The sequence below is a fragment of the Thalassospira profundimaris genome, from assembly GCF_003326675.1.
GTDB lineage: Bacteria > Pseudomonadota > Alphaproteobacteria > Rhodospirillales > Thalassospiraceae > Thalassospira > Thalassospira aquimaris.
This window is the reverse complement of sequence record NZ_JPWF01000003.1, coordinates 222,145-241,713: the sequence shown is the minus strand read 5'-3', so window position 1 is coordinate 241,713 and position 19,569 is coordinate 222,145. Positions and strand designations below refer to the sequence as shown.

The following is a 19,569-nucleotide window of genomic DNA, read 5'->3' as shown; positions in this document are numbered from 1 at the left end:
AATCTATTTTACCCGTCGCGCTTATTTGCGACCAAGGGCTGCCTGTGCGGCCGCCAAACGCGCAATCGGTACGCGGTATGGCGAACAGGATACATAATCAAGCCCCTGTGCTTCGCAGAACGCGATAGACGCCGGATCACCGCCATGCTCACCACAGATACCCAACTTGATGTCACCACGGGTCGCACGACCGCGTTCGGCGGCCAAACCAACAAGTTCGCCGACACCGTCCTGATCAAGCGACACAAACGGGTCACCAGCAAAGATGTCCTTGGCGATATAGGTATCGAGGAACCGCGACGCGTCATCACGTGAAAGGCCAAAGGTCGTCTGGGTCAAATCGTTGGTGCCAAAGCTGAAGAATTCGGCTTCTTCGGCAATTTCACCGGCGCGCAGGGCCGCACGCGGCAATTCGATCATGGTGCCCACAAGGAAGTTCAGCTTTGCCGACTTTTCGGTTTCGACATCGGCCGCAACCTTGATGATCGCTGCTTTGAGGATTTCAAGTTCCTTTTTGCCAACGATCAGCGGGATCATGATTTCCGGGATCACCGGATCACCACCATCCTTTGAAACTTCAATTGCGGCTTCAAAGATCGCGCGCGCCTGCATTTCATAGATTTCAGGATAGCTGATGCCAAGACGGCAACCACGATGACCAAGCATCGGGTTTGCTTCGGCAAGATCAAGCAAGCGTCGCTTGACGATGGCCTCGGACACACCGGCGGCATTTGCCACCTCGGCGATTTCGGCATCACCATGGGGCAGGAATTCATGAAGCGGCGGATCCAGCAGACGGATCGTCACCGGAAGGCCCTTCATGATCCGGAACAGATCAATGAAGTCCTGACGCTGATAGGGCAGAAGCTTGTCCAGTGCGGTACGACGGCCCTGTTCTGTCTCGGCCAGGATCATCTCGCGCATGGAAATGATACGTGCCGGATCAAAGAACATATGCTCGGTCCGGCAAAGACCAATGCCTTCCGCACCAAAACCACGTGCGGTTTCGGCATCATCCGGGGTTTCGGCGTTGGTGCGGACCTTCAGGCGACGCACGCCATCGGCCCATTCCATCAACTGGGAAAAATCACCAGACAGATCGGGCTTAAGGGTCGCAACCTCGCCCAGCATGACTTCGCCGGTGCTGCCATCAAGGGTGATGACATCCCCTTCTTTCAGGGTAACACCGCCGGAAACCATAGTCTTGTTGGCATAGTCGATCTTGATCGATCCGGCGCCGCAAACGCATGGCGTTCCCATACCACGTGCCACGACAGCGGCGTGACTGGTCATGCCACCGCGTGATGTCAGGATGCCTTCGGCGGCATGCATACCGGCAATATCTTCGGGGCTGGTTTCGATACGCACCAGAATGACTTTGCGGCCCTTGTTCGATACCCATTCTTCGGCAGATTCGGCAGAAAACACGATCTGACCAGACGCCGCCCCCGGCGATGCCGGAAGGCCCATGCCGACAACCTTGCGTTCCGCATCGGGATCAAGGGTCGGATGAAGCAACTGGTCAAGCTGTGCCGGGTCAACGCGACGCAAGGCATCTTCCTGTGAAATCACACCATCGCGGCACATTTCAACCGCGATGCGAAGGGCCGCCTTGGCGGTACGTTTACCCGCACGGGTCTGAAGCATATAAAGCTTGCCCGACTCAACGGTAAATTCCATGTCCTGCATGTCGCGGTAATGGGATTCAAGCTTGTCGCGGATATCGCAAAGTTCGCCAAACACACCCGGAAGGGCTTCTTCCATTGATGTCAGATCAGAACCGGATTCTTCGCGTTCGATCTTGGTCAGCGGTGCCGGGGTGCGGATGCCCGCGACCACGTCTTCACCCTGCGCATTGATCAGATATTCACCATAGAAACGGTTTTCACCGGTCGACGGATTGCGCGAGAAGCAAACGCCGGTCGCACAATCATCGCCCATATTGCCAAAGACCATGGCCTGAACGTTGACAGCAGTTCCCCAGCTTGCCGGGATGTTGTGCAAACGACGATATGTGTTGGCACGTGCATTCATCCAGCTACCGAATACGGCGCCGATGGCCCCCCAAAGCTGTTCGCGCGGGTCCTGCGGGAATGGTGCGTCCAGTTCGCTTTGGACTTTCTTTTTGAATTGGCCAACAACCTCGGCCCAGTCATCGGCCCCCATTTCGGTATCAAGGGAATAGCCCTTGTCTTCCTTGTGGATTTCAAGGATTTCTTCGAAATGGTAATGGTCGACGCCCAGAACGACGTCCCCATACATCTGAATGAAACGGCGGTAGCTGTCATAGGCAAAACGACGGTCGCCGGAAACGCTTGCAAGGCCTTCAACGGTTTCGTCATTCAGACCAAGGTTAAGAACCGTGTCCATCATGCCCGGCATCGAGGCACGAGCCCCGGAACGCACGGAAACAAGAAGCGGGTCCTTGGCATCGCCAAATTTGCGCCCGACCAGCTTTTCAATAGCAGCCAGCGCGCCTTCAACCTCGGAATCAAGACCATCCGGGTAGGCACGGTCATTATCGTAAAACGCCGTGCAAACTTCGGTTGTAATGGTAAAGCCGGGCGGAACAGGAAGTCCGAGATTACTCATCTCGGCAAGGTTCGCGCCCTTGCCGCCCAGAAGTTCACGCATATCCGAACGGCCTTCGGCGCTACCGCCACCGAAACCGTACACCCACTTGGTCATCTTGCCTTTTCCTCATCTGGTCGAGGCCCCTTTGGGCCTCCCCGGATGGGGAAAGCCCCGCAACCTTGACCTATTTATGACTCGATCTTCGAGAAGTCGGCAATGTCATGCAACGCAGTGCGAATTTGCGCCAACAGCTTAAGACGGTTGGCTCGTTCGTCTGCATTGTCACTATTTACCGTGACCTTTTCGAAGAATGCATCGACCGGTTCACGCAACCGCGCAAATTCGGTCATAGCCGCGGCATAATCCTCGTCACGCAGAAGTGGCAGGGCTTTATGCCGGACATCAATGAGCGCCTCATACAGCTTGCGTTCTTCTTCCTCGCTCAGAAGAGATGCGGAAACGTCCGCCTCATAGGACGTATCGTCCTTTTTCTCTTCGATGCGCAGAATATTGGACGCACGCTTGTAGCCAGCCATAAGGTTGACGCCGCTTTCACCAGAGACAAAATCGGAAAGCGCTTCAACACGGGCCAGCAGGCGGACAAGATCGTCCTCGCCATCCAGTGCAAACACGGCCGACACCAGATCATGGCGCACACCCTGTTCACGCAGATGGACTTTCAGGCGGTCAGCAAAGAAGGCCATAAGGTCTTCAACCGCCTCGTCACGACGAATGGCTGCCGGATACTGGGAGACGGCAAATGCAAATGCGCGACGCAGCGGCAAACGCAAACCGTTTTCCAGAACCAGACGGATGACACCCAATGCCGCACGACGAAGTGCAAACGGGTCTTTCGAACCTGTCGGCTTTTCATCGATGGTAAAGAACCCGGCAAGGGTATCGAGCTTCTCTGCCAATGCAACAGCAACCGAAACCGGGGCGGTCGGACAGCTATCCGACGGACCGGCAGGTGCATAATGTTCTGCAATGGCATTGGCGACTTCCGGGGCTTCGCCGTCATTTTCGGCGTAGTATTTACCCATCAGTCCCTGAAGTTCGGTGAATTCGAACACCATCTGCGACACCAGATCGGCCTTGCCGATTTCTGCCGCACGGTCTGCCAGTTTGACATCGCAATTCGGAATGTCGGCAGACAGTTCACGCGCAAGGCCACGCAAACGCAATACGCGTTCGGCAAGTGAACCAAGCTTGGCGTGGAAGACGATGTTATCAAGTTTCGGCAGACGCGATTGCAGCGTCACTTTCCGATCCTGATCCCAGAAGAATTTGGCATCGTGCAAACGCGCACGAAGAACACGTTCGTTACCGGCGATGATCTTGGCGTTGTTGTCGGCGGTGACCATGTTCGAAACGGTGATGAAGCGTGCGGCAAGTTTGCCGTCCTTGTCTTCAACAACGAAGTATTTCTGATGTTCACGCATCGAGGTTTCCAGAACCTCGCGCGGGATATCCATGAACTGGTCGTCGACCTTGCCCATCACCGGAACCGGCCACTCAACCAGACCACAAACCTCTTCAAGAAGACCTGCATCTTCAAGAAGTTCAAAACCTTCGGCCGCGGCCAGTTTTTTGGCACCGTCAAGGATGACCTGCTTGCGCTCTTCGCGGTCAATCATGACCTTGGCAGCGCGCAGTTTTTCCTTGTATTCCGCGCCATTGGCAACGCTGAATTCAGCCGGTGCAAGGAAGCGATGACCACGGGTGGTGTCACCAGCCGTTACCGGACCATAGGATACCGGGATCACCTTGCCATCAAACAGGCACAGGATACGGTCAAGCTGACGGACCCAGCGAACCTTGTTATCTGCCCAGCGCATTGATTTCGGCCAGGGCAAAACTGCCATCGCATCTTCAATACCCTGTCTCAAAACTTCTTCAGTTTTGCGGCCTTTCTGTTCGACGATGGCAAACAGGAAGACGCCCTTCGGGGTGTCGCGCTTTTCGCACTGCTCGAGGGTTACACCATTGCCCGCAAGGAACCCGTTAATCGCTTTTTCCGGGGCATCGGAGCGTGGTCCTCGACGTTCTTCACGCACATCCAGCTGTTTCAAAGGCAAGCCATCTATAACTAGCGCCATACGACGAGGGGTAACAAAGGTTTCAACCTTGTCGTATGTCAATCCAGCACCATTTAGCCAACCTGTCACGGTTTCAGCCAACTTATTGATGGCATTAGCCTGCATACGGGCCGGGATTTCTTCAGAAAACAGTTCAAGCAGCAACTCGGCCATAACTTATGCCTCCTCTTTCAGATGGCCGCGCGACCGCAGCCACGCCTCGCAGCAGGATTTCGACATGTCACGAACACGGCCGATATAGGCCGCACGTTCGGTAACCGAAATTACGCCGCGCGCATCAAGAAGGTTAAAGAGATGGCTTGCTTTCATGGCCTGCTCATAGGCCGGAAGTGCCAGACCGCGTTCGATATTCACCGCACACTCGGCCTGTGCATCCTTGAAGTGCTGGAACAGCATATCGGTGTTCGCGACTTCAAAGTTATAGGTCGATTGTTCAACTTCGTTCTGAAGGAACACTTCGCCATAGGTCACGCCCTGACCGTTATAATCAAGGTCATAGACGTTTTCGACGCCCTGGATATACATCGCCAGACGTTCCAGACCATAGGTCAGCTCGACCGGAACCGGGTTACATTCATAACCGCCGACCTGCTGGAAATAGGTGAACTGGGTGACTTCCATACCGTCAAGCCAAACTTCCCAGCCAAGGCCCCATGCACCAAGGGTCGGGCTTTCCCAGTCATCCTCGACAAAGCGGATGTCATGGGCCATCGGGTCAATGCCCAGATGCTTCAGCGAGCCAAGATACAGATCCTGCGAATTGGCCGGTGACGGCTTCATCAGAACCTGGAACTGGTAGTAATGCTGCAAACGGTTCGGGTTTTCGCCATAGCGACCATCAGTCGGACGACGGCACGGCTGCACATACGCAACATTCCAGGTTTCCGGTCCAAGCGCGCGCAAGGTCGTCGCGGTATGGAACGTACCGGCACCGACTTCCAAGTCATATGGCTGAAGGATGACACATCCCTGATCAGCCCAATAGCTTTGCAGTCGAAGAATGATTTCCTGGAATGAAGGGGGACGTTGCGACCCGTCGAGCGCCATGGCGCGAACTCTCTATTACTGTTTCTGTAAATTTAAGGCGGCAAGCTACCGCCCTGCCCCGTCGCGGTCAAGAACGCAAAAGCCCTGAGACACGCTGAATTTGCAACCCTTGCATCCGGGTCGCCCTTCTGATGCCGCATTGCAGCAACACAGATCAACGATCCGAACCGAATTTCCAAGCAAATTTCACGCAATTTCACCCAAAGTCTAAGCCCCGGATGCTTTTGTTCACATGCAGGAAAAATCGAAATCAGGCGTCACAACGATGCGACGAACCTTCGGCATGGTAAACGCCGCAATCGGGGCATTTTTCCATTTCCTGTGCGACCGAACCGGATTGTTCTTTTTTATGGTGACGGGTTTGCTTGGGCTGTTCATTGCCCGAAACCTGTTTGGAGCGGTTAAACAGCTTGAAGCCTTGCCAGACTACAACAATGACCAAGGCGGTAAAGATGATCTTAGAAAAGCTCAGCATGTCCGTTCCCAAAACACCATAGAATCTGCGTTGCGCAACGCATCCATGTCGCACTTATAGGCAAGTCTGCACAAATTAGAAACCGGGCAATGGCAAAGGATTGCGCAAAAGAACGTCGGTTTCGGGCAAATAGACACCCGCCGCATCATGCAGAACAAGGCCGCGCCGCATGGTCAATGGTGACGCCACCCCTTTTCGGGCCGAGACGATCACACGCAATGGCGCATCGGAATCCGCCTTGGACCAGATCGGGTAAACTGTCATATCGCCTGCGCGCCCATGCAAAAGTCCAATGATCCGGTCCAGATGGTCCGCACGATGAACAAGGGTGATCCGCCCCTTTTGCCGAACCATCTTAAGGCAAAAACCGATCCAGTCCTTTAGGTCCGCACTGCCTTCCTGATGCGCGGTTGCGCGGCTTTCATTGGCCGGGCGCGTGCCCCCGGCATAATAGGGCGGATTGGAAATCACCTGGTCAAAGCTTTCGGCAACCAGTGGCAGCTTTGAATTATTGATATCACCATGGATCGGGCACACCCGATCAGCCATGTTGTTTTCAGCTACATTGCGACAAAACAGCGCATAAAGGTCATCCTGAAGCTCGACCCCGGTGACTTTTGCACTTTCCAACCGCCGTGCAACACAAAGGCCTGCCGAACCAACTGCGGCACCGACATCGAGAATCTTTTCATCACGACGCGACGTGATCGAAACAGATGCGGCCAGCAACACCGCATCGACCGCCGCCCGATACCCGTCAACCGGCTGTTTTAAAGTCACCGATCCGCCAAGCAGATAATCGTGACTGATCCGCGCTTCGGGGAAATCCGGGACTTCGGGTGCTGCGACTGCGCCTGTCATAGGAACAAGGGTCCTGCCTGCTGGTTATTCGGATGCCATGGCATCGGGGGATAAACTCTGGGCAGCGTTATGCGCATCAAGATCGCGTCTGGCAATATCGAGAATGTATTTTGCCCGGCTTTCGACTTCTTCATCGACCATCAAGCGACGTGGCAAAGCCCCGATTGATCCTTCAAGGATGCTGGCATGATAGTCGAAAACATGGCTTGAAATTCCTTCATCGGCCAATACCGATTGCGCCCAGCTTAGTTCTATCAGGTCGTTGCTGCGAAAGAGTTCGATCATATGGCATCCCCTGAAACTTGGCATTCTGCGCCGCCTATCCGTTTGGATTGGCACAAACGGAATGGACTATATGTAATATAATGTAGGGGTTTGCGGGCAGAGTTTTAGAAATTCTGCTGACAAAACCGCAATTTATCAGGAAATTTGTGCATAGCCCGATGACATTTGTCCACTTGACCACAATACCTTGGCCTATCTATGTTGAGGCCGCCTGGTGTTATTTGCAATCTTCGCCGAATTCAGGCAGCGAAGATGCCATTGAAAAAGTCGGAATACAGCGTGACCAATACCGCACCGCAGCCTAAGGCTCAACCGAGCCTTGATTCACTGATCAACCTTGTCGACGCCGACATGAAACGCGTCAATCAGGTGATCATCGACAACATGCACAGCGAAGTCGCCCTGATTCCGCAATTGGCAACCCACCTGGTTGCTGCTGGCGGCAAACGTATGCGCCCGTTACTGACACTGGCCTCTGCCCGCCTGTGTGGTTATGGCGATGGTCCGGATGCAGTTGACCTTGCGGCGTGTGTCGAGTTTATCCACACCGCAACGCTTCTGCATGATGATGTGGTTGACGAAAGCCAGCTTCGCCGTGGCCAGGCATCGGCAAACGCCTTGTTTGGCAACGAAGCAAGTGTTCTGGTTGGCGATTTCCTGTTTGCGCGCGCCTTTGTCGTGATGGTCAAAACCGGGTCGCTGCGCGTTCTTGATATTCTGGCACAGGCATCCGCCGTCATTGCCGAAGGCGAAGTTCTTCAGCTGTCGACCGCCAATGACATGGGCACGACCGAAGAAGCCTATCTTGAAGTAATCACCGCCAAGACCGCCGCCCTGTTTGGTGCAGCATCGCAAATCGGTGCGGTTATTTCCAAACGTTCGGCCGAAGACGAAGAAGCCCTTCGTCTTTATGGTATCTATCTTGGCACCGCGTTCCAGCTGATTGACGATGTTCTGGATTATTCGGCGCATCAGGCAACACTTGGCAAAACCGTTGGCGATGATTTCCGCGATGGCAAAGTGACCCTGCCGGTCATCATTTCCTATGCCAAGGGCGATGACGAGGAAAAGGCATTCTGGCGTCGCTGCATGGAAGATCAGAATTTTGAAGACGGCGATCTTGACCGCGCACAGACCCTGATCCGTAAACATGATGCACTTGATGCATCGATGGACCGCGCCCGCGAATATGGTCAGATGGCGATTGATACCCTGTCGCGCTTTGAAGATGGCGCGATCAAGGATGCCATGATCGAAGCCGTCGAATTTTGCATCTCGCGCCCGTACTAAGGGCCATACCCGCATCGCATGCCGGGGTCGCGCCGGATTGTCGCAAAAATATCTTGCGTCATCTGACAGAAACCATTATCACCCGGCTTCGCAGAATGACGGAGCGTAGCTCAGCCTGGTAGAGCACTGTCTTCGGGAGGCAGGGGTCGGAGGTTCGAATCCTCTCGCTCCGACCATCATTCAAAGGCCCTGAAACGAGCAATCGTTTCGGGGCCTTTTGCGTTTCAGACCGCACCACGCAAAGCGCCCACAAAGTTGCCCGCCCTGTGGTCTCCCCTATTCCTTGAACATCACATCGTATTTCTGAAGGAAGGCCTGTTCTTTCTCCCCCTTCATGGCGATGCGCCCTTCGTTCCAGATCCGGATAAGCTCGTCCCGGCGCTCAGCCGACATTTTCTTGGAAAAGATCGCCCGTTCCACCAGCTTTTCTTCCAGCCCCGGACGCACAACCTGCAAATCATCCTTCATATTCAGGCGATTGAGCACATATTGCAGGACAAGCTCATTATCTGCATACAGATCAACCCGACCATCTCTGATCATGGTGAAGATGCGGTCTACCACATCGTCATAGCCCGATATCACTTCTACAAATGCTTCGTTGGCAGGGTTATCGATGTAATTCTGATAATCGACACTGGCCGCACTGTAATCCCAGCCCGGACCAGTTGCGACGCGCTTGCCTTCCATTGATTTCACGCCGCCATAGCGCCAGGGATCATGGCGCCGGATCACAAAGGCCGTTGTATAGGCAAATGTCTTTTCCGCAGCATAGACCACATCCTTTTCCGCCTCGGCGACATAGACATATTCGGGCAACATGTCGCAATCACCGTCGGCCACCATGGCAATGCCGCGCGCCAGCGGGACTTCGTAATATTCAATGTCGTAACCTTGCGACGAATAGATTTCATCAAGCATATCAATCACAACACCCCGTCCGGCTTCATCACCGGTCGGGAAAATCGTCATGGGCGCCCATTGGTCATAACAAACTTTGAGTGTTTCGCCCTGCGCAACTCCGGTCATCCCGGCGATAATGGCGACTGCCCCTAAAAATGACGAAAGCTTTTTGTCCTTACATTTCAACCCGGTCACGCCCCTTTTCCTTGGCCCCGTAAAGCTTCACATCTGCAAGCTTGAACAATTCCTCGACCGACTTATCCCCATAGCCCGACGATGAAACGCCGAGACTGACGGTATAGGTGATGCTTTGACCATCGATCACCAACCGCGCCTCGCCGATGGATTGCCTGAGACGATCAGCAAGTGCGACCGCCTCCTCGATCCCCAAATCGGGCAAAAACACCGCGAACTCTTCGCCACCCAATCGACCGAGAAGATCACCCTTTCGAAGATGCGCCTGAACCGCACGGGTAAAGTGGACAAGAACCTGATCACCGACAAAATGGCCATATGTGTCATTGATGAACTTGAAATAATCCAAATCCATCAGAATGAACGAAGCAGCCGATTTTTGACTTTGTGGCTGTGCAAGCAAATGCCTCGCGGTTTCAAAAAAGTTCCCGCGGTTCAATGCGCCAGTCAGGGAATCATAGGCTGCCAGTTCACGAAGCTTGTCATTCAGGACCTGCAATTCCTCGGTCCGTTTGGCAACAGCATCTTCAAGCCATGCACGTTTGCCCTGCTCGTCCTGCAGCAATTTCTTGCGCCCGTTTTCCATCGAACACAGCATCTTGTTCATATGGCTTTGAAGCTTGCTGATTTCGTTTTCTTCAACGACGGAAAGATTGATCCGCTCCCGCCCCCTGTCACCAAGCTGGACTTCGTCGACTTGCGACATCAATTCCTTAAGCGGTCTGGCCAGAAACCGATCAAGCGCCCAGATGAACAGGAAAAACAGCACCGACAGTTTGATGATTGCCGTAATCGCAATCAGGGCAAACCCGAACAGAACACGATCCAGAACGACTTCTGATGACGAATAAAGCTTAAGCGTCCCCAGTCTGATCTGCGATCCGTTCAACTGCCAGGACAGTTCGGTTTCGGTCGCAAAAAGCGACAAGGGCGCAGCACCATCAGAATAGGAACGACTGGAAACCAGAACCTTGGCATTTTTATCCAGAATGTCGACACCAACGATAATTGGCATCTTCAGAAGCCCTGCGACAAGAGAGTCGAGTTGCTTCTGATTATATTGCCAAAGGCTGGTCGCAATCGGATCGCGAACAGTTTGTTCGAGCTGCACCAGTTCGCTTTGGATTGAATCCTGGGTTTTGGCATATTCGGTAAAGAACTGAATACCGGTTACCAGCGCAGATACCCCCAGATAAATCGAGAAGATAACGCGCATCAATTTCTGAGACAGATTCTTGGGATGAATAAAACTGGTGAGCATCGAAATCAGAACTTCCCGACAAATTTCAGGCAATAGCGAATCTATCTGTCACCCAATTATTTCAGCCCCTTGCCAAACAGCCCGGAACATAATGGATACGTAATATTAGATATTAGGCGAGCATTCTGGAATGCGCCAGTGATGCTTATTGGTACTTGGGGACTTTTTTGTTGCAGTTCAGCACCTTACTCAAAAAAACAATGCATATCCCCATATCAACAAATGCTCACGCACTCTCTATCTCATTAAAATACTTAACAAAAATTCCGCTTCCCCCCTTCTCAAACACTCCCTTGCCATTACTGCTTCGCCAAGACCGGTCCTTACAAATTTCCTGTATCCTTGCCGATCAATTCACGCCTTGCGGGGATAGTTTTGACGTCTGCGGGCCTTGAGAACGGCTTTTTGCGACCGCACTTGCGGAAAATCACATCTGAAAGGCGATTGTATTTCGCCACCGGGCAACCCTTATGCGATGCAAAAACATTTCATCGAATTTTTTCACCGGAAGCAGCCGGATTATGCTTGATCCCCCCGGAAAGAAGGGATAAACATCCGCCCACTGACGGAGCGTAGCTCAGCCTGGTAGAGCACTGTCTTCGGGAGGCAGGGGTCGGAGGTTCGAATCCTCTCGCTCCGACCATCAGTCGGGCGGTCTTTCACTGAAAGATCGCCCGTTTTCATTTTGGCCTGTTTTCTGAACCAAACGACGTCATCGCACAGAACCCTCAGGCCAGATATTTCCCGAAACATTTTGCACCTGCAAACATGCCAGCCGGGTTTCATCGACCCAGGCTCCATCTGACCTCGAGCCAGAAATTTCCCCTTTAACACCAAAATCGCATACGCGATTCCATATGGTGAAATGACGATCCCGCCCGATGAAATTCGGCCAAGGTTCGAAATTATCGTAACTTTTTGAGCGATATAAGACTAAAGCATCACGGCGCAGAAAAATGCGCATTTTCGTGCGCATTTCCTACTTTTGTTCGGTTATGCAAGTTGTTTTTTACCCAACCCAAAAGATATTTTCTTGCGCGAACGGCGAAACAAACTTGCTCATACTTGCGAAATACGCTTATGCTTCGCCCTGCAACATAAAGATCGGGGAGAAAACCGCCCTAATAATAAAAGCAAAAGGCGGTAGTCGACCTCACGTGGTATTACCAATTTCGGACTTCTTAGGGAGGAAGACGAATGACTTTTTCTAAATTGCTCAAGTCGGCAACCTGTGCCGCTGTTCTTGCCGCAGCTGCATTCTCTGCTGCGCCGTCTGATGCAAATGCTCAGGAACGTGTTCGCTGGAAAATGGGCTCCACCTACCCGGGTAGCCTGACCCAGCTTGGTACGCTTGGTAAGCGCGTTGATGACAAGATCGACGAAGTTTCCGGGGGCAACATCCAGATCAAGTTCTATGAGCCAGGTGCTCTTGTTCCTGCTCTTGAAGTTTTCGATGCTGTTTCGACCGGCTCGATCGATGCCGCTTTCTCCACCCCGGGTTACTGGGCTGGTAAAGTTCCTGCACTTCAGCTGTTTGGTGCCGTTCCGTTCGGCCCGCAGGCAGGTGAATACCTTGCTTGGGTCAAGTTTGGCGGCGGTCAGGAAATCTTTGACAAGCTCTATGCCGAACATGGCATCAAGTCGCTGTTCTGCGGCCTGATCGCACCGGAAGCTTCCGGCTGGTTCTCCAAGGAAATCAACAGTGTTGAAGATCTTAAGGGCCTGAAGATGCGCTTCTTCGGCCTTGGCGCAAAGGTCATGGAAAAGCTTGGCGTATCGACCCAGCTCCTTGCAGGCGGCGATATCTATCCGGCGCTTGAACTGGGCACCATCGACGCAACCGAATTCTCGATGCCGGCGATTGACCTGAAACTTGGCTTCCACCAGGTTGCCAAATACTACTACTTCCCGGGCTGGCACCAGCAGTCGACCCTGTTTGATCTGATGATGAACAAGGAAAAGTGGGATGGCCTGGACAAAACCCAGCAGGCACAGATCGAAGCCGTTTGTAACGACAACCTTGCATACGGTTTCGCCGAAGGTGAAGCCATCCAGTTTGCAGCTCTGAAAGAGCTCAAAGAAAAAGGTGTCAACATCAAGAAATGGTCGCCTGAAATGCTGTCTGCAATGCGCGGTGCATGGGAAGAAGTCGCGACCGAACTGTCGGCTGAAGATGCCAACTTCAAAATGGCATATGACAGCCTCCAGGAGTTCCGTGCGAACTACAAAATCTGGAAAGACATCGGTTATCTCGACTAATCCGACAGGTCTGACTGACTGTTAAAACAGTCAATAAAAACAAGTCTCGGCAAGGCCGGGTCCCCCGCGCCCCGGCCTTGACCGCGAAAGAAAAGACCCGGGAGACCTTCTATGGAAGCACTACTTAAATTAAGTGACGGCATTGATAATGTTGTTACCCGCGTGGGAAAACTTGCTTCCCTGCTTGCCATCCCCCTGATGATTGTCATCATGTATGACGTGATCCAGCGCAAATTTGGCGGTCAGGGCTCCATCAAGCTGCAAGAGCTTGAATGGCACCTGCATACCGGCCTGTTCATGTTGTGCTTTGGCTACGCATATGTTCGCGATTCACATGTTCGCATCGAACTTATCCGCGATAATTTGCGGCCACGTACGCGCGCAATCATTGAAATGCTTGGCGGCATTTTGTGCGTTTTGCCTTTCTGTGCACTGGTACTTTATTTCGGTTTTGATTTTGTTGCCCGCTCCTTCGAAAGCCACGAAGTGTCTGCGTCAACGACCGGACTTACCCATCGCTGGATCATCAAATCCGCGATTCCCATCGGCTTTGGCCTTCTCGCCATGGCGGGGCTTTCGATTTTCCTGAAATGCTTCGTCTTTGTCTTTGGTCCGACCAACCTGCACAGCCGTGCCGGTTACTATGTTGGCACTCACCACGCAGACCTTGGCGACAGCGCCAAGCTCGACGACTAAGCCGAACGGGGATCAATCCAAATGGGTAACTTCTATATCGAAGACTGGTTTCCGCTGATCATGTTTGCCTCGTTGGGCATTCTGGTTTTCACCGGACTTCCGGTCGCTTTTGTCATTTCGGGCATCGGGATCGCCTTCGGCTTCCTTGGCATGGCCTATGACGTTTTCTCCTTTATTGAATTTTTCAACATCGTTTCCCGTATCTGGGGCGGCATCTCTGAAAATATGGTGATGGTCGCGGTCCCGATGTTCATTTACATGGGCACGATGCTTGAAAAAAGTGGCGTTGCAGAAGATCTTCTGGAATGCCTGAACATGCTTCTGCGCAAGGTTCCGGGTGGACTTGCACTGTCTGTCACCCTGATGGGCACCATCATGGCGGCCACCACCGGCATTATTGGCGCATCGGTTGTGATGATGACGCTGCTGGCATTGCCGGTCATGATGCGTCGCAACTATGATCCGTCCCTTGCAACCGGGACAATTGCCGCATCGGGCACATTAGGCATTCTGATCCCGCCGTCGATCATGCTGGTTCTGATGTCCGACCTGCTGTCCGTATCGGTTGGCAACCTGTTCCTTGCCGCAATCATTCCGGGCCTGCTTCTGGCAAGTTTGTATACGGTTTACATCTTTGTCCGTTGCCAGATTAACCCGTCTCTTGCCCCGCCCCTGCCGGAAGGCGAAGCCGTTCACGGCATGGAGCTGGTCAAGATGATGCTGCGCAGCTTCCTGCCGCCGGTCTTCCTGATTGTTCTGGTACTGGGTTCTATCTTTGCCGGCTTTGCCACCCCGACCGAAGCAGCAGGCGTTGGTGCCGTTGGCTCGACATTCCTGGCATTGGTCAAAGGTCGCCTGAAATGGCCGGTTCTGAAGGATGTTTGTGAACGCTCTGCCCTGACCGGTGCGATGCTGTTCTTCCTGTTTGCCGGTGCAACGGTCTTTTCCTATGTCTTCCGTTCGCTTGGCGGCGATGATCTTGTGATTGATCTGGTCGATAGTGCTGGTCTGGGTCCCTGGGGCATCTTGCTTCTGCTGATGCTGATCGTCTTCATCCTTGGCTTCTTCTTTGACTGGGTCGAAATCACTCTGATCGTTCTTCCGATCTTTGCCCCGGTCATTGCCCAGCTTGATTTCGGTCATCACCTTGATATCGGTGGCATTGATGCAACCGAGGCTCAGGTTCTTACATGGTTTGCTGTTCTTGTGGCGGTTAACCTGCAAACAAGCTTCCTGACGCCCCCCTTCGGGTTCGCCCTGTTCTATCTCAAAGGCGTGGCGCCAAAATCCATCACGATCCAGCAGATTTACAAAGGCATCATTCCCTTTGTCCTGCTTCAGGTTCTTGGACTGCTGCTGGTCATGTATTTCCCGGAACTGGCATTGTGGATGCCAAATACGTTCCTCGAATAAATGATCTCTGATCTGACAAAGAGGCGCTGTTTCAAACAGCGCCTCTTTTTTTATCCACATGGCATGTCACGACCGCAACAGACAAAACAAAACCGCCCGGATCAATGATCGGGCGGCTCCGAAAGTGTTCGGGTGATAATCAGATCAGCTTAGTTATGCAGTGCCCGTTCACTTGGCAGCTGCAACATACGCCCCATCAGATAATCGACATCATCGGAATCGAACTCGACACCAAGATCGCCATACTGGGTAAGAACCCGTTCGATCATCCGGCGCGAATAACGTTCCTTGTCCTGTTCGCCACCATCAAAGGTGGTTTCACGGGCAACCTCGATCGCTGCGCGCACACCGGGGAAGAAATGTTCCGGAAGCTTGGCCTTTTTGTAGATGGCTTCAAGCCCGAATGGCCCGCTGTCATGAATAAGAATGCGTGTATTGATCAGCGAAACACCTGCCCGCTTTGCCAATGCAGCCTCGAAGAAGGAAACATCGCCCATACAAAGGGCACGCAGGATAAGGCCACTGGTAAGACGGTTATTCGTGTAAAGATGCTCGACCAGCAACTCGACATCGCGATCCTCGACACCATCGCCAAGAAGACCAATTGTGGCACTTTCCTGCGACTGGGTGATGACGGCATTAACAATCCCCTCGGGGATGTGGCCGCGCGAAATCAACTGGGAACGCATGCGTTCGGAAACCAGGGTGACCAAACGTTCTGCGATGGTAATCGGCAGATGGTTACGTTCGATCATCGGTTTCTGGATACGTTCGTTATCACCGAAATCATTCACAACCTTCTGAAGCGAAATCTCGCTGATCTCCGCCCCCTGGTTGGACATCAGGTCGACCATCACATCTTCGTGGCCGATATCAACAAGTGTCGCGGAAACGACTTCGGAGACATAGGCACGCGATGCAATCGCACGCTGCTTTTCGACACTATCGGCGTTATCCCCAATGATATCGACCAGATCGTCGTCATTCAGAACTTCGGAAAACTCAAGAACCGGAAGTGCCACCTCGTCCACGTCACGGGCAAGGGTTGCGGCAACGTCATGCGGAACAAGTGGTGTCTGCGCAAGGTTCTTGGCAAGCGCTTTACGCACCCGAACCTCGGCGTCGCGGATCATCAGACGAAAGATATCTTCGGCCAGAACACGTTCACTATCAGAGAGCGCATCCGTGGAAAACTCGCGGCTAATCTTGTCGGCTGTCTCAGCACGGTTTTGCCCCGAAGGGTCCTGAACCAGCTTGTTCAGATCGTCTTTTGTGATACGTGGCAATAGATATCTCCTGGCACGCTTCTCAACTGGCTGCCAATTCGCACAAGCAGATTATACTTTTGGCATTAAATCGACAAACACATTTTCCCAAAACAGGCGACAAGTTCCTGATTTTCATACGTCCTGAGCTTTTCCGTCCCTATATACAAGATCAAATAAGAACATCATCACTGCGAATTGATGAAGCTCAAGAGCCAGATACATCTGATATGGTAAATGTCATTGCGATTTTCCAATACCGGATGCGAATGCTCTTTTTCGAAATGGCGTCAGCTCGTTGACCTGGCGTTTACCTGATAGCGTGATAGCCTGAGGCAAAGAGCCCCGTTTAATGAAGAACCAAGAGAGAGACCCATAATGACCTATTTGCGCAAACTTTCTTTTGTCGCCAGTTCTCTGGTCATCCTTGCAACGGCACCGGCCATTGCCGGCGATGCGGCAAATGGTGAAAAGCTGTTCAAACGTTGCGCGGCCTGCCACAGCACGGATGCAGGCGTGAACAAGGTTGGACCGAGTCTGGCTGGCGCGGTTAACCGCGAATGCGGCACTGTTGACGGTTATAAGTACGGCAAGGGCTATCTGGCCGCTTGTGAAAAGGGCTTTGTCGCTGACGAAGCATTCCTGACTGAATACCTTAAAGATCCGTCAGAAAAGCTCAGCGAAGTTGCGGGTTCTAAACAGCGCTCTAAAATGACCTTCAAACTCAAGAAAGATGACGAAATCGCAGATGTCATTGAGTATCTGAAAACGAAGTAACGTCCGAATTCAAAAATGGCCGGTTTCATCGAAACCGGCCATTTTCATATAACATTATCGAAGCTGCCCAAGGCTTACCTCAGGCTGTCTGACGCCTGCGTCCCAATTCCTCGCCAATTGCCCGCATCTGATCGACAACTGTGACATCTTCTGTCGATGTTACTTCAAGGTCACGATCTTCATAAACGTCACGGTCCGGATACTTTTCCTGCCAATTGGTGACCGCCACATCGCGCAAGCGAACCAGTTCCTCGATCTGCGGACGGAACAAAACCATCATCCCCGAAACCCATCGATTAACCGGCCAGGACGGCTGGGCGTGATCAATCAGAAATCCGTCAAGCATACTGATCACATCATCGGCGTCATACCAGACTTCGCCGGTTACCCACCGATTTGTTGTGAAAAGTCGCTGGCAAAAACCGAACTCGTCCATCGAAAAAGCCACCAGATGCGAAAGCGCATCGTTTGGTCCTTCGGGGAATTCAAACCCATCTAGCTGTTTGGGTTGGCAATTGTCAGGCATGCCGCGCGGACGCATGAAGGTATGGAAATGACCATGTTCATCCCATTCACGACGCTCTTCCTTGGGATGGGCATGATAATAAAACTGGGCATGGGATTGCCGGTCATAGACATCGCCTTCGGGGTAATGCGACCATTCATAAAATGATCCGGCCCCTTTGATCAGTTCGCCAACAATGTTATCGCCGGTCGCCGTCAAAACGCGATGGCATTCCATAACATCGCGACCGGCGGCCAACATTTTTTCCAGTTGGGCGGTCGGGACAGACGTCCAGTCGATTTCAATAGCAGTCATACACTCACCAGCCTGTTTGCGATCCGCTCAGAATGTGCGCAAAGGCAGAACTATCGGCATTCATCCGGTCATGCGAATGAACACCGATCAAGACTTAGTGATTTCACGTAGGTTTGCAACAATGTTCCGTCAAAACAAGCCGTTTTAGCAACGGATACCTGTTTCGGTGCATCCAAATATCACCGTCGCCTAATCCCGGGACATCACCCGAAAGCCGATCAGAATATGCTTAAGATGTTCCGGGCGGGCATGTCTGGCCGCCGGTCGGCAAACGCCGCATCCCCGGTCATCCCATGAGCCACCCTTAACGATCCGGTATCCGGCCTGCGCAGAGGTTGCTGTCCATTCAAACACCTGGCCAGCCCCGTCATATAGCCCGAAGGGACCAGCTTCAAACTGTCCAACCGGTGTCGTATCAAAAGGCCCGCGATCACCACTATTAAGCTGGTCGGGTTCGAAAATATTACCCCACGGGTAAAATGTTCCTTCTGATCCACGCACTGCTTTTTCCCAGTGCAATTCATCGGGAAGTGACCATTCCTTGCCGGTTTTCTGACTAAGCCATTGAACATAGGCCTCGGCATCCTGCCAGGAAACCAAAACAACCGGGTGATTTCCGCGCCCCTTGGGATAGGTTCCATTGGACCACAGGAAAGGCTGGATGGTGTCGTAATTGTAAATCAGGCCCTGACGGTTCCATTCATCCTTGGTCATTTCTGGCGCATCATGACCGGTATCCTTGATGAAGGCGGCATATTGTTCGTTCGTTACCGGCGTTTTGCCGATATTGAAATCAAGCAAATGCACACGCCATTTATCGCCTTCGATATCGTACCAGCGATTTCGGCGGCTCAGATCATGGCCATAAACCTGTTCATCGATCTGATAGGCATATTGCCGTTCAACGGCATCGGACCCCTGCCAGAACCAGCCCGCGGGCACTTCGACCACAGGCGGAATAACGTCATCATCTGCCAGCACCTGCTTTGCGGCACAGAGTCCAAAAAGCAGCGCAAAAGCCGAGATTTTCCCGATGGAAGCGATATTGTCCCCAACTCTCATATACGATTTCCGTCCTGATCGAATATGGTTCTCACGGTTTCTTTAACCGCGTTGATGAATTTGCCCGAATGTCTTTATTACCATCAAGATGAGTAAAAAGGACCGTTCTTTCAATCGGTTTGCGGATTTAAATCCTGTTGCCTGATGACAATTCTTTACCGATCCCCTGATAACTGCCGCACTTTAACTGGCTTTTGGCTACACCGGCCTCTCACATAACAGTGAAACCATGTGACGCCGCGACCAAGGAAAATTGCCCCATAGTGCCTTTACCGACCGCTGCCAGA

At 52.6% G+C, this 19,569-nt stretch carries 16 protein-coding genes and 2 tRNA genes; 7 read left to right on the top strand and 11 right to left on the bottom strand.

Annotated elements, in window-relative coordinates; genetic code table 11:
• Positions 1–21 precede the first annotated feature (21 nt).
• The 6 genes from ppdK to TH19_RS05930 all read right to left on the bottom strand — a co-directional run bounded on the left by ppdK (position 22) and on the right by TH19_RS05930 (position 7,341).
• On the bottom strand, positions 22–2,688 hold the full coding sequence (gene ppdK, locus TH19_RS05955) for a pyruvate, phosphate dikinase (RefSeq protein ID WP_114101423.1): 2,667 nt from the start codon (positions 2,686–2,688) through the stop codon (positions 22–24).
• Between the two features lie 74 nt (positions 2,689–2,762).
• Positions 2,763–4,826, bottom strand: coding sequence for a glycine--tRNA ligase subunit beta (gene glyS / locus TH19_RS05950; RefSeq protein WP_114101422.1), 2,064 nt, complete (start codon positions 4,824–4,826; stop codon positions 2,763–2,765).
• 3 nt (positions 4,827–4,829) lie between these two features.
• Positions 4,830–5,720 carry a glycine--tRNA ligase subunit alpha gene (locus TH19_RS05945; protein WP_114101421.1) on the bottom strand — a complete coding sequence of 297 codons (891 nt, stop codon included), beginning with the start codon at positions 5,718–5,720 and terminating at the stop codon, positions 4,830–4,832.
• 250 nt (positions 5,721–5,970) lie between these two features.
• On the bottom strand, positions 5,971–6,195 hold the full coding sequence (locus TH19_RS05940; RefSeq protein WP_114101420.1) for a hypothetical protein: 225 nt from the start codon (positions 6,193–6,195) through the stop codon (positions 5,971–5,973).
• A 75-nt stretch (positions 6,196–6,270) separates the two neighbouring features.
• Positions 6,271–7,056 carry a tRNA1(Val) (adenine(37)-N6)-methyltransferase gene (locus tag TH19_RS05935; protein WP_114101419.1) on the bottom strand — a complete coding sequence of 262 codons (786 nt, stop codon included), beginning with the start codon at positions 7,054–7,056 and terminating at the stop codon, positions 6,271–6,273.
• 24 nt (positions 7,057–7,080) lie between these two features.
• A complete protein-coding gene (locus TH19_RS05930) occupies positions 7,081–7,341 on the bottom strand; it encodes a putative signal transducing protein (protein WP_114101418.1) in 261 nt (86 codons plus the stop codon).
• Positions 7,342–7,593: 252 nt separating this feature from the next.
• Here TH19_RS05930 and TH19_RS05925 point away from each other — a divergent pair, with 252 nt between their 5' ends.
• Both TH19_RS05925 and TH19_RS05920 read left to right on the top strand, forming a co-directional pair.
• The gene (locus TH19_RS05925) at positions 7,594–8,631 is read left to right on the top strand and encodes a polyprenyl synthetase family protein (RefSeq protein WP_114101417.1); all 1,038 of its coding nucleotides are present in this window, start codon (positions 7,594–7,596) and stop codon (positions 8,629–8,631) included.
• Between the two features lie 99 nt (positions 8,632–8,730).
• Positions 8,731–8,807: transfer RNA gene (locus TH19_RS05920), tRNA-Pro, on the top strand.
• Between the two features lie 100 nt (positions 8,808–8,907).
• Here TH19_RS05920 and TH19_RS05915 read toward each other — a convergent pair.
• Both TH19_RS05915 and TH19_RS05910 read right to left on the bottom strand, forming a co-directional pair.
• A complete protein-coding gene (locus tag TH19_RS05915) occupies positions 8,908–9,729 on the bottom strand; it encodes a substrate-binding periplasmic protein (RefSeq protein WP_220151695.1) in 822 nt (273 codons plus the stop codon).
• Positions 9,710–10,990: a diguanylate cyclase gene (locus tag TH19_RS05910; protein ID WP_114101415.1), complete on the bottom strand. Its 1,281-nt coding sequence runs from the start codon at positions 10,988–10,990 to the stop codon at positions 9,710–9,712. The genes TH19_RS05915 and TH19_RS05910 overlap by 20 nt, the downstream gene beginning before the upstream one ends.
• A 566-nt stretch (positions 10,991–11,556) precedes the next feature.
• Here TH19_RS05910 and TH19_RS05905 point away from each other — a divergent pair.
• The 4 genes from TH19_RS05905 to TH19_RS05885 all read left to right on the top strand — a co-directional run bounded on the left by TH19_RS05905 (position 11,557) and on the right by TH19_RS05885 (position 15,358).
• Positions 11,557–11,633, top strand: a tRNA-Pro gene (locus TH19_RS05905).
• A gap of 554 nt (positions 11,634–12,187) precedes the next feature.
• The gene (locus TH19_RS05895) at positions 12,188–13,249 is read left to right on the top strand and encodes a TRAP transporter substrate-binding protein (protein ID WP_114101413.1); all 1,062 of its coding nucleotides are present in this window, start codon (positions 12,188–12,190) and stop codon (positions 13,247–13,249) included.
• 111 nt (positions 13,250–13,360) lie between these two features.
• A complete protein-coding gene (locus tag TH19_RS05890; RefSeq protein WP_114101412.1) occupies positions 13,361–13,945 on the top strand; it encodes a TRAP transporter small permease subunit in 585 nt (194 codons plus the stop codon).
• A 21-nt stretch (positions 13,946–13,966) separates the two neighbouring features.
• Entirely contained in the window at positions 13,967–15,358 is a 1,392-nt protein-coding gene (locus TH19_RS05885; protein ID WP_114101411.1) for a TRAP transporter large permease, read from the top strand.
• Between the two features lie 149 nt (positions 15,359–15,507).
• On the opposite strand, the gene spbR is transcribed toward TH19_RS05885, so the two are convergent.
• A complete protein-coding gene (spbR, locus tag TH19_RS05880) occupies positions 15,508–16,644 on the bottom strand; it encodes a SpbR family protein (protein WP_114101410.1) in 1,137 nt (378 codons plus the stop codon).
• Positions 16,645–17,001: 357 nt separating this feature from the next.
• On the opposite strand from spbR, the gene TH19_RS05870 reads away from it, so the two are divergent.
• On the top strand, positions 17,002–17,400 hold the full coding sequence (locus TH19_RS05870) for a c-type cytochrome (RefSeq protein WP_114101408.1): 399 nt from the start codon (positions 17,002–17,004) through the stop codon (positions 17,398–17,400).
• A 79-nt stretch (positions 17,401–17,479) separates the two neighbouring features.
• Here the strand turns inward: TH19_RS05870 and TH19_RS05865 are convergent, their stop codons facing one another.
• Together TH19_RS05865 and TH19_RS05860 are read right to left on the bottom strand one after the other, a co-directional pair.
• Positions 17,480–18,220: a DUF6969 family protein gene (locus TH19_RS05865; protein WP_114101407.1), complete on the bottom strand. Its 741-nt coding sequence runs from the start codon at positions 18,218–18,220 to the stop codon at positions 17,480–17,482.
• Between the two features lie 189 nt (positions 18,221–18,409).
• Positions 18,410–19,282 carry a formylglycine-generating enzyme family protein gene (locus TH19_RS05860; protein WP_114101406.1) on the bottom strand — a complete coding sequence of 291 codons (873 nt, stop codon included), beginning with the start codon at positions 19,280–19,282 and terminating at the stop codon, positions 18,410–18,412.
• Positions 19,283–19,569: the final 287 nt, after the last annotated feature.

Excerpts from the sequence above, each read along its gene's own strand:
- TH19_RS05925 (WP_114101417.1), top strand. The coding sequence starts at position 7,594 with ATGCCATTGAAAAAGTCGGAATACAGCGTGACCAATACCGCACCGCAG.
- ppdK (WP_114101423.1), bottom strand. The coding sequence starts at position 2,688 with ATGACCAAGTGGGTGTACGGTTTCGGTGGCGGTAGCGCCGAAGGCCGT.
- TH19_RS05860 (WP_114101406.1), bottom strand. The coding sequence starts at position 19,282 with ATGAGAGTTGGGGACAATATCGCTTCCATCGGGAAAATCTCGGCTTTT.
- TH19_RS05865 (WP_114101407.1), bottom strand. The coding sequence starts at position 18,220 with ATGACTGCTATTGAAATCGACTGGACGTCTGTCCCGACCGCCCAACTG.
- TH19_RS05885 (WP_114101411.1), top strand. The coding sequence starts at position 13,967 with ATGGGTAACTTCTATATCGAAGACTGGTTTCCGCTGATCATGTTTGCC.
- TH19_RS05890 (WP_114101412.1), top strand. The coding sequence starts at position 13,361 with ATGGAAGCACTACTTAAATTAAGTGACGGCATTGATAATGTTGTTACC.
- TH19_RS05945 (WP_114101421.1), bottom strand. The coding sequence starts at position 5,720 with ATGGCGCTCGACGGGTCGCAACGTCCCCCTTCATTCCAGGAAATCATT.
- TH19_RS05940 (WP_114101420.1), bottom strand. The coding sequence starts at position 6,195 with ATGCTGAGCTTTTCTAAGATCATCTTTACCGCCTTGGTCATTGTTGTA.
- TH19_RS05935 (WP_114101419.1), bottom strand. The coding sequence starts at position 7,056 with ATGACAGGCGCAGTCGCAGCACCCGAAGTCCCGGATTTCCCCGAAGCG.
- glyS (WP_114101422.1), bottom strand. The coding sequence starts at position 4,826 with ATGGCCGAGTTGCTGCTTGAACTGTTTTCTGAAGAAATCCCGGCCCGT.
- TH19_RS05910 (WP_114101415.1), bottom strand. The coding sequence starts at position 10,990 with ATGCTCACCAGTTTTATTCATCCCAAGAATCTGTCTCAGAAATTGATG.
- TH19_RS05895 (WP_114101413.1), top strand. The coding sequence starts at position 12,188 with ATGACTTTTTCTAAATTGCTCAAGTCGGCAACCTGTGCCGCTGTTCTT.
- TH19_RS05930 (WP_114101418.1), bottom strand. The coding sequence starts at position 7,341 with ATGATCGAACTCTTTCGCAGCAACGACCTGATAGAACTAAGCTGGGCG.
- TH19_RS05870 (WP_114101408.1), top strand. The coding sequence starts at position 17,002 with ATGACCTATTTGCGCAAACTTTCTTTTGTCGCCAGTTCTCTGGTCATC.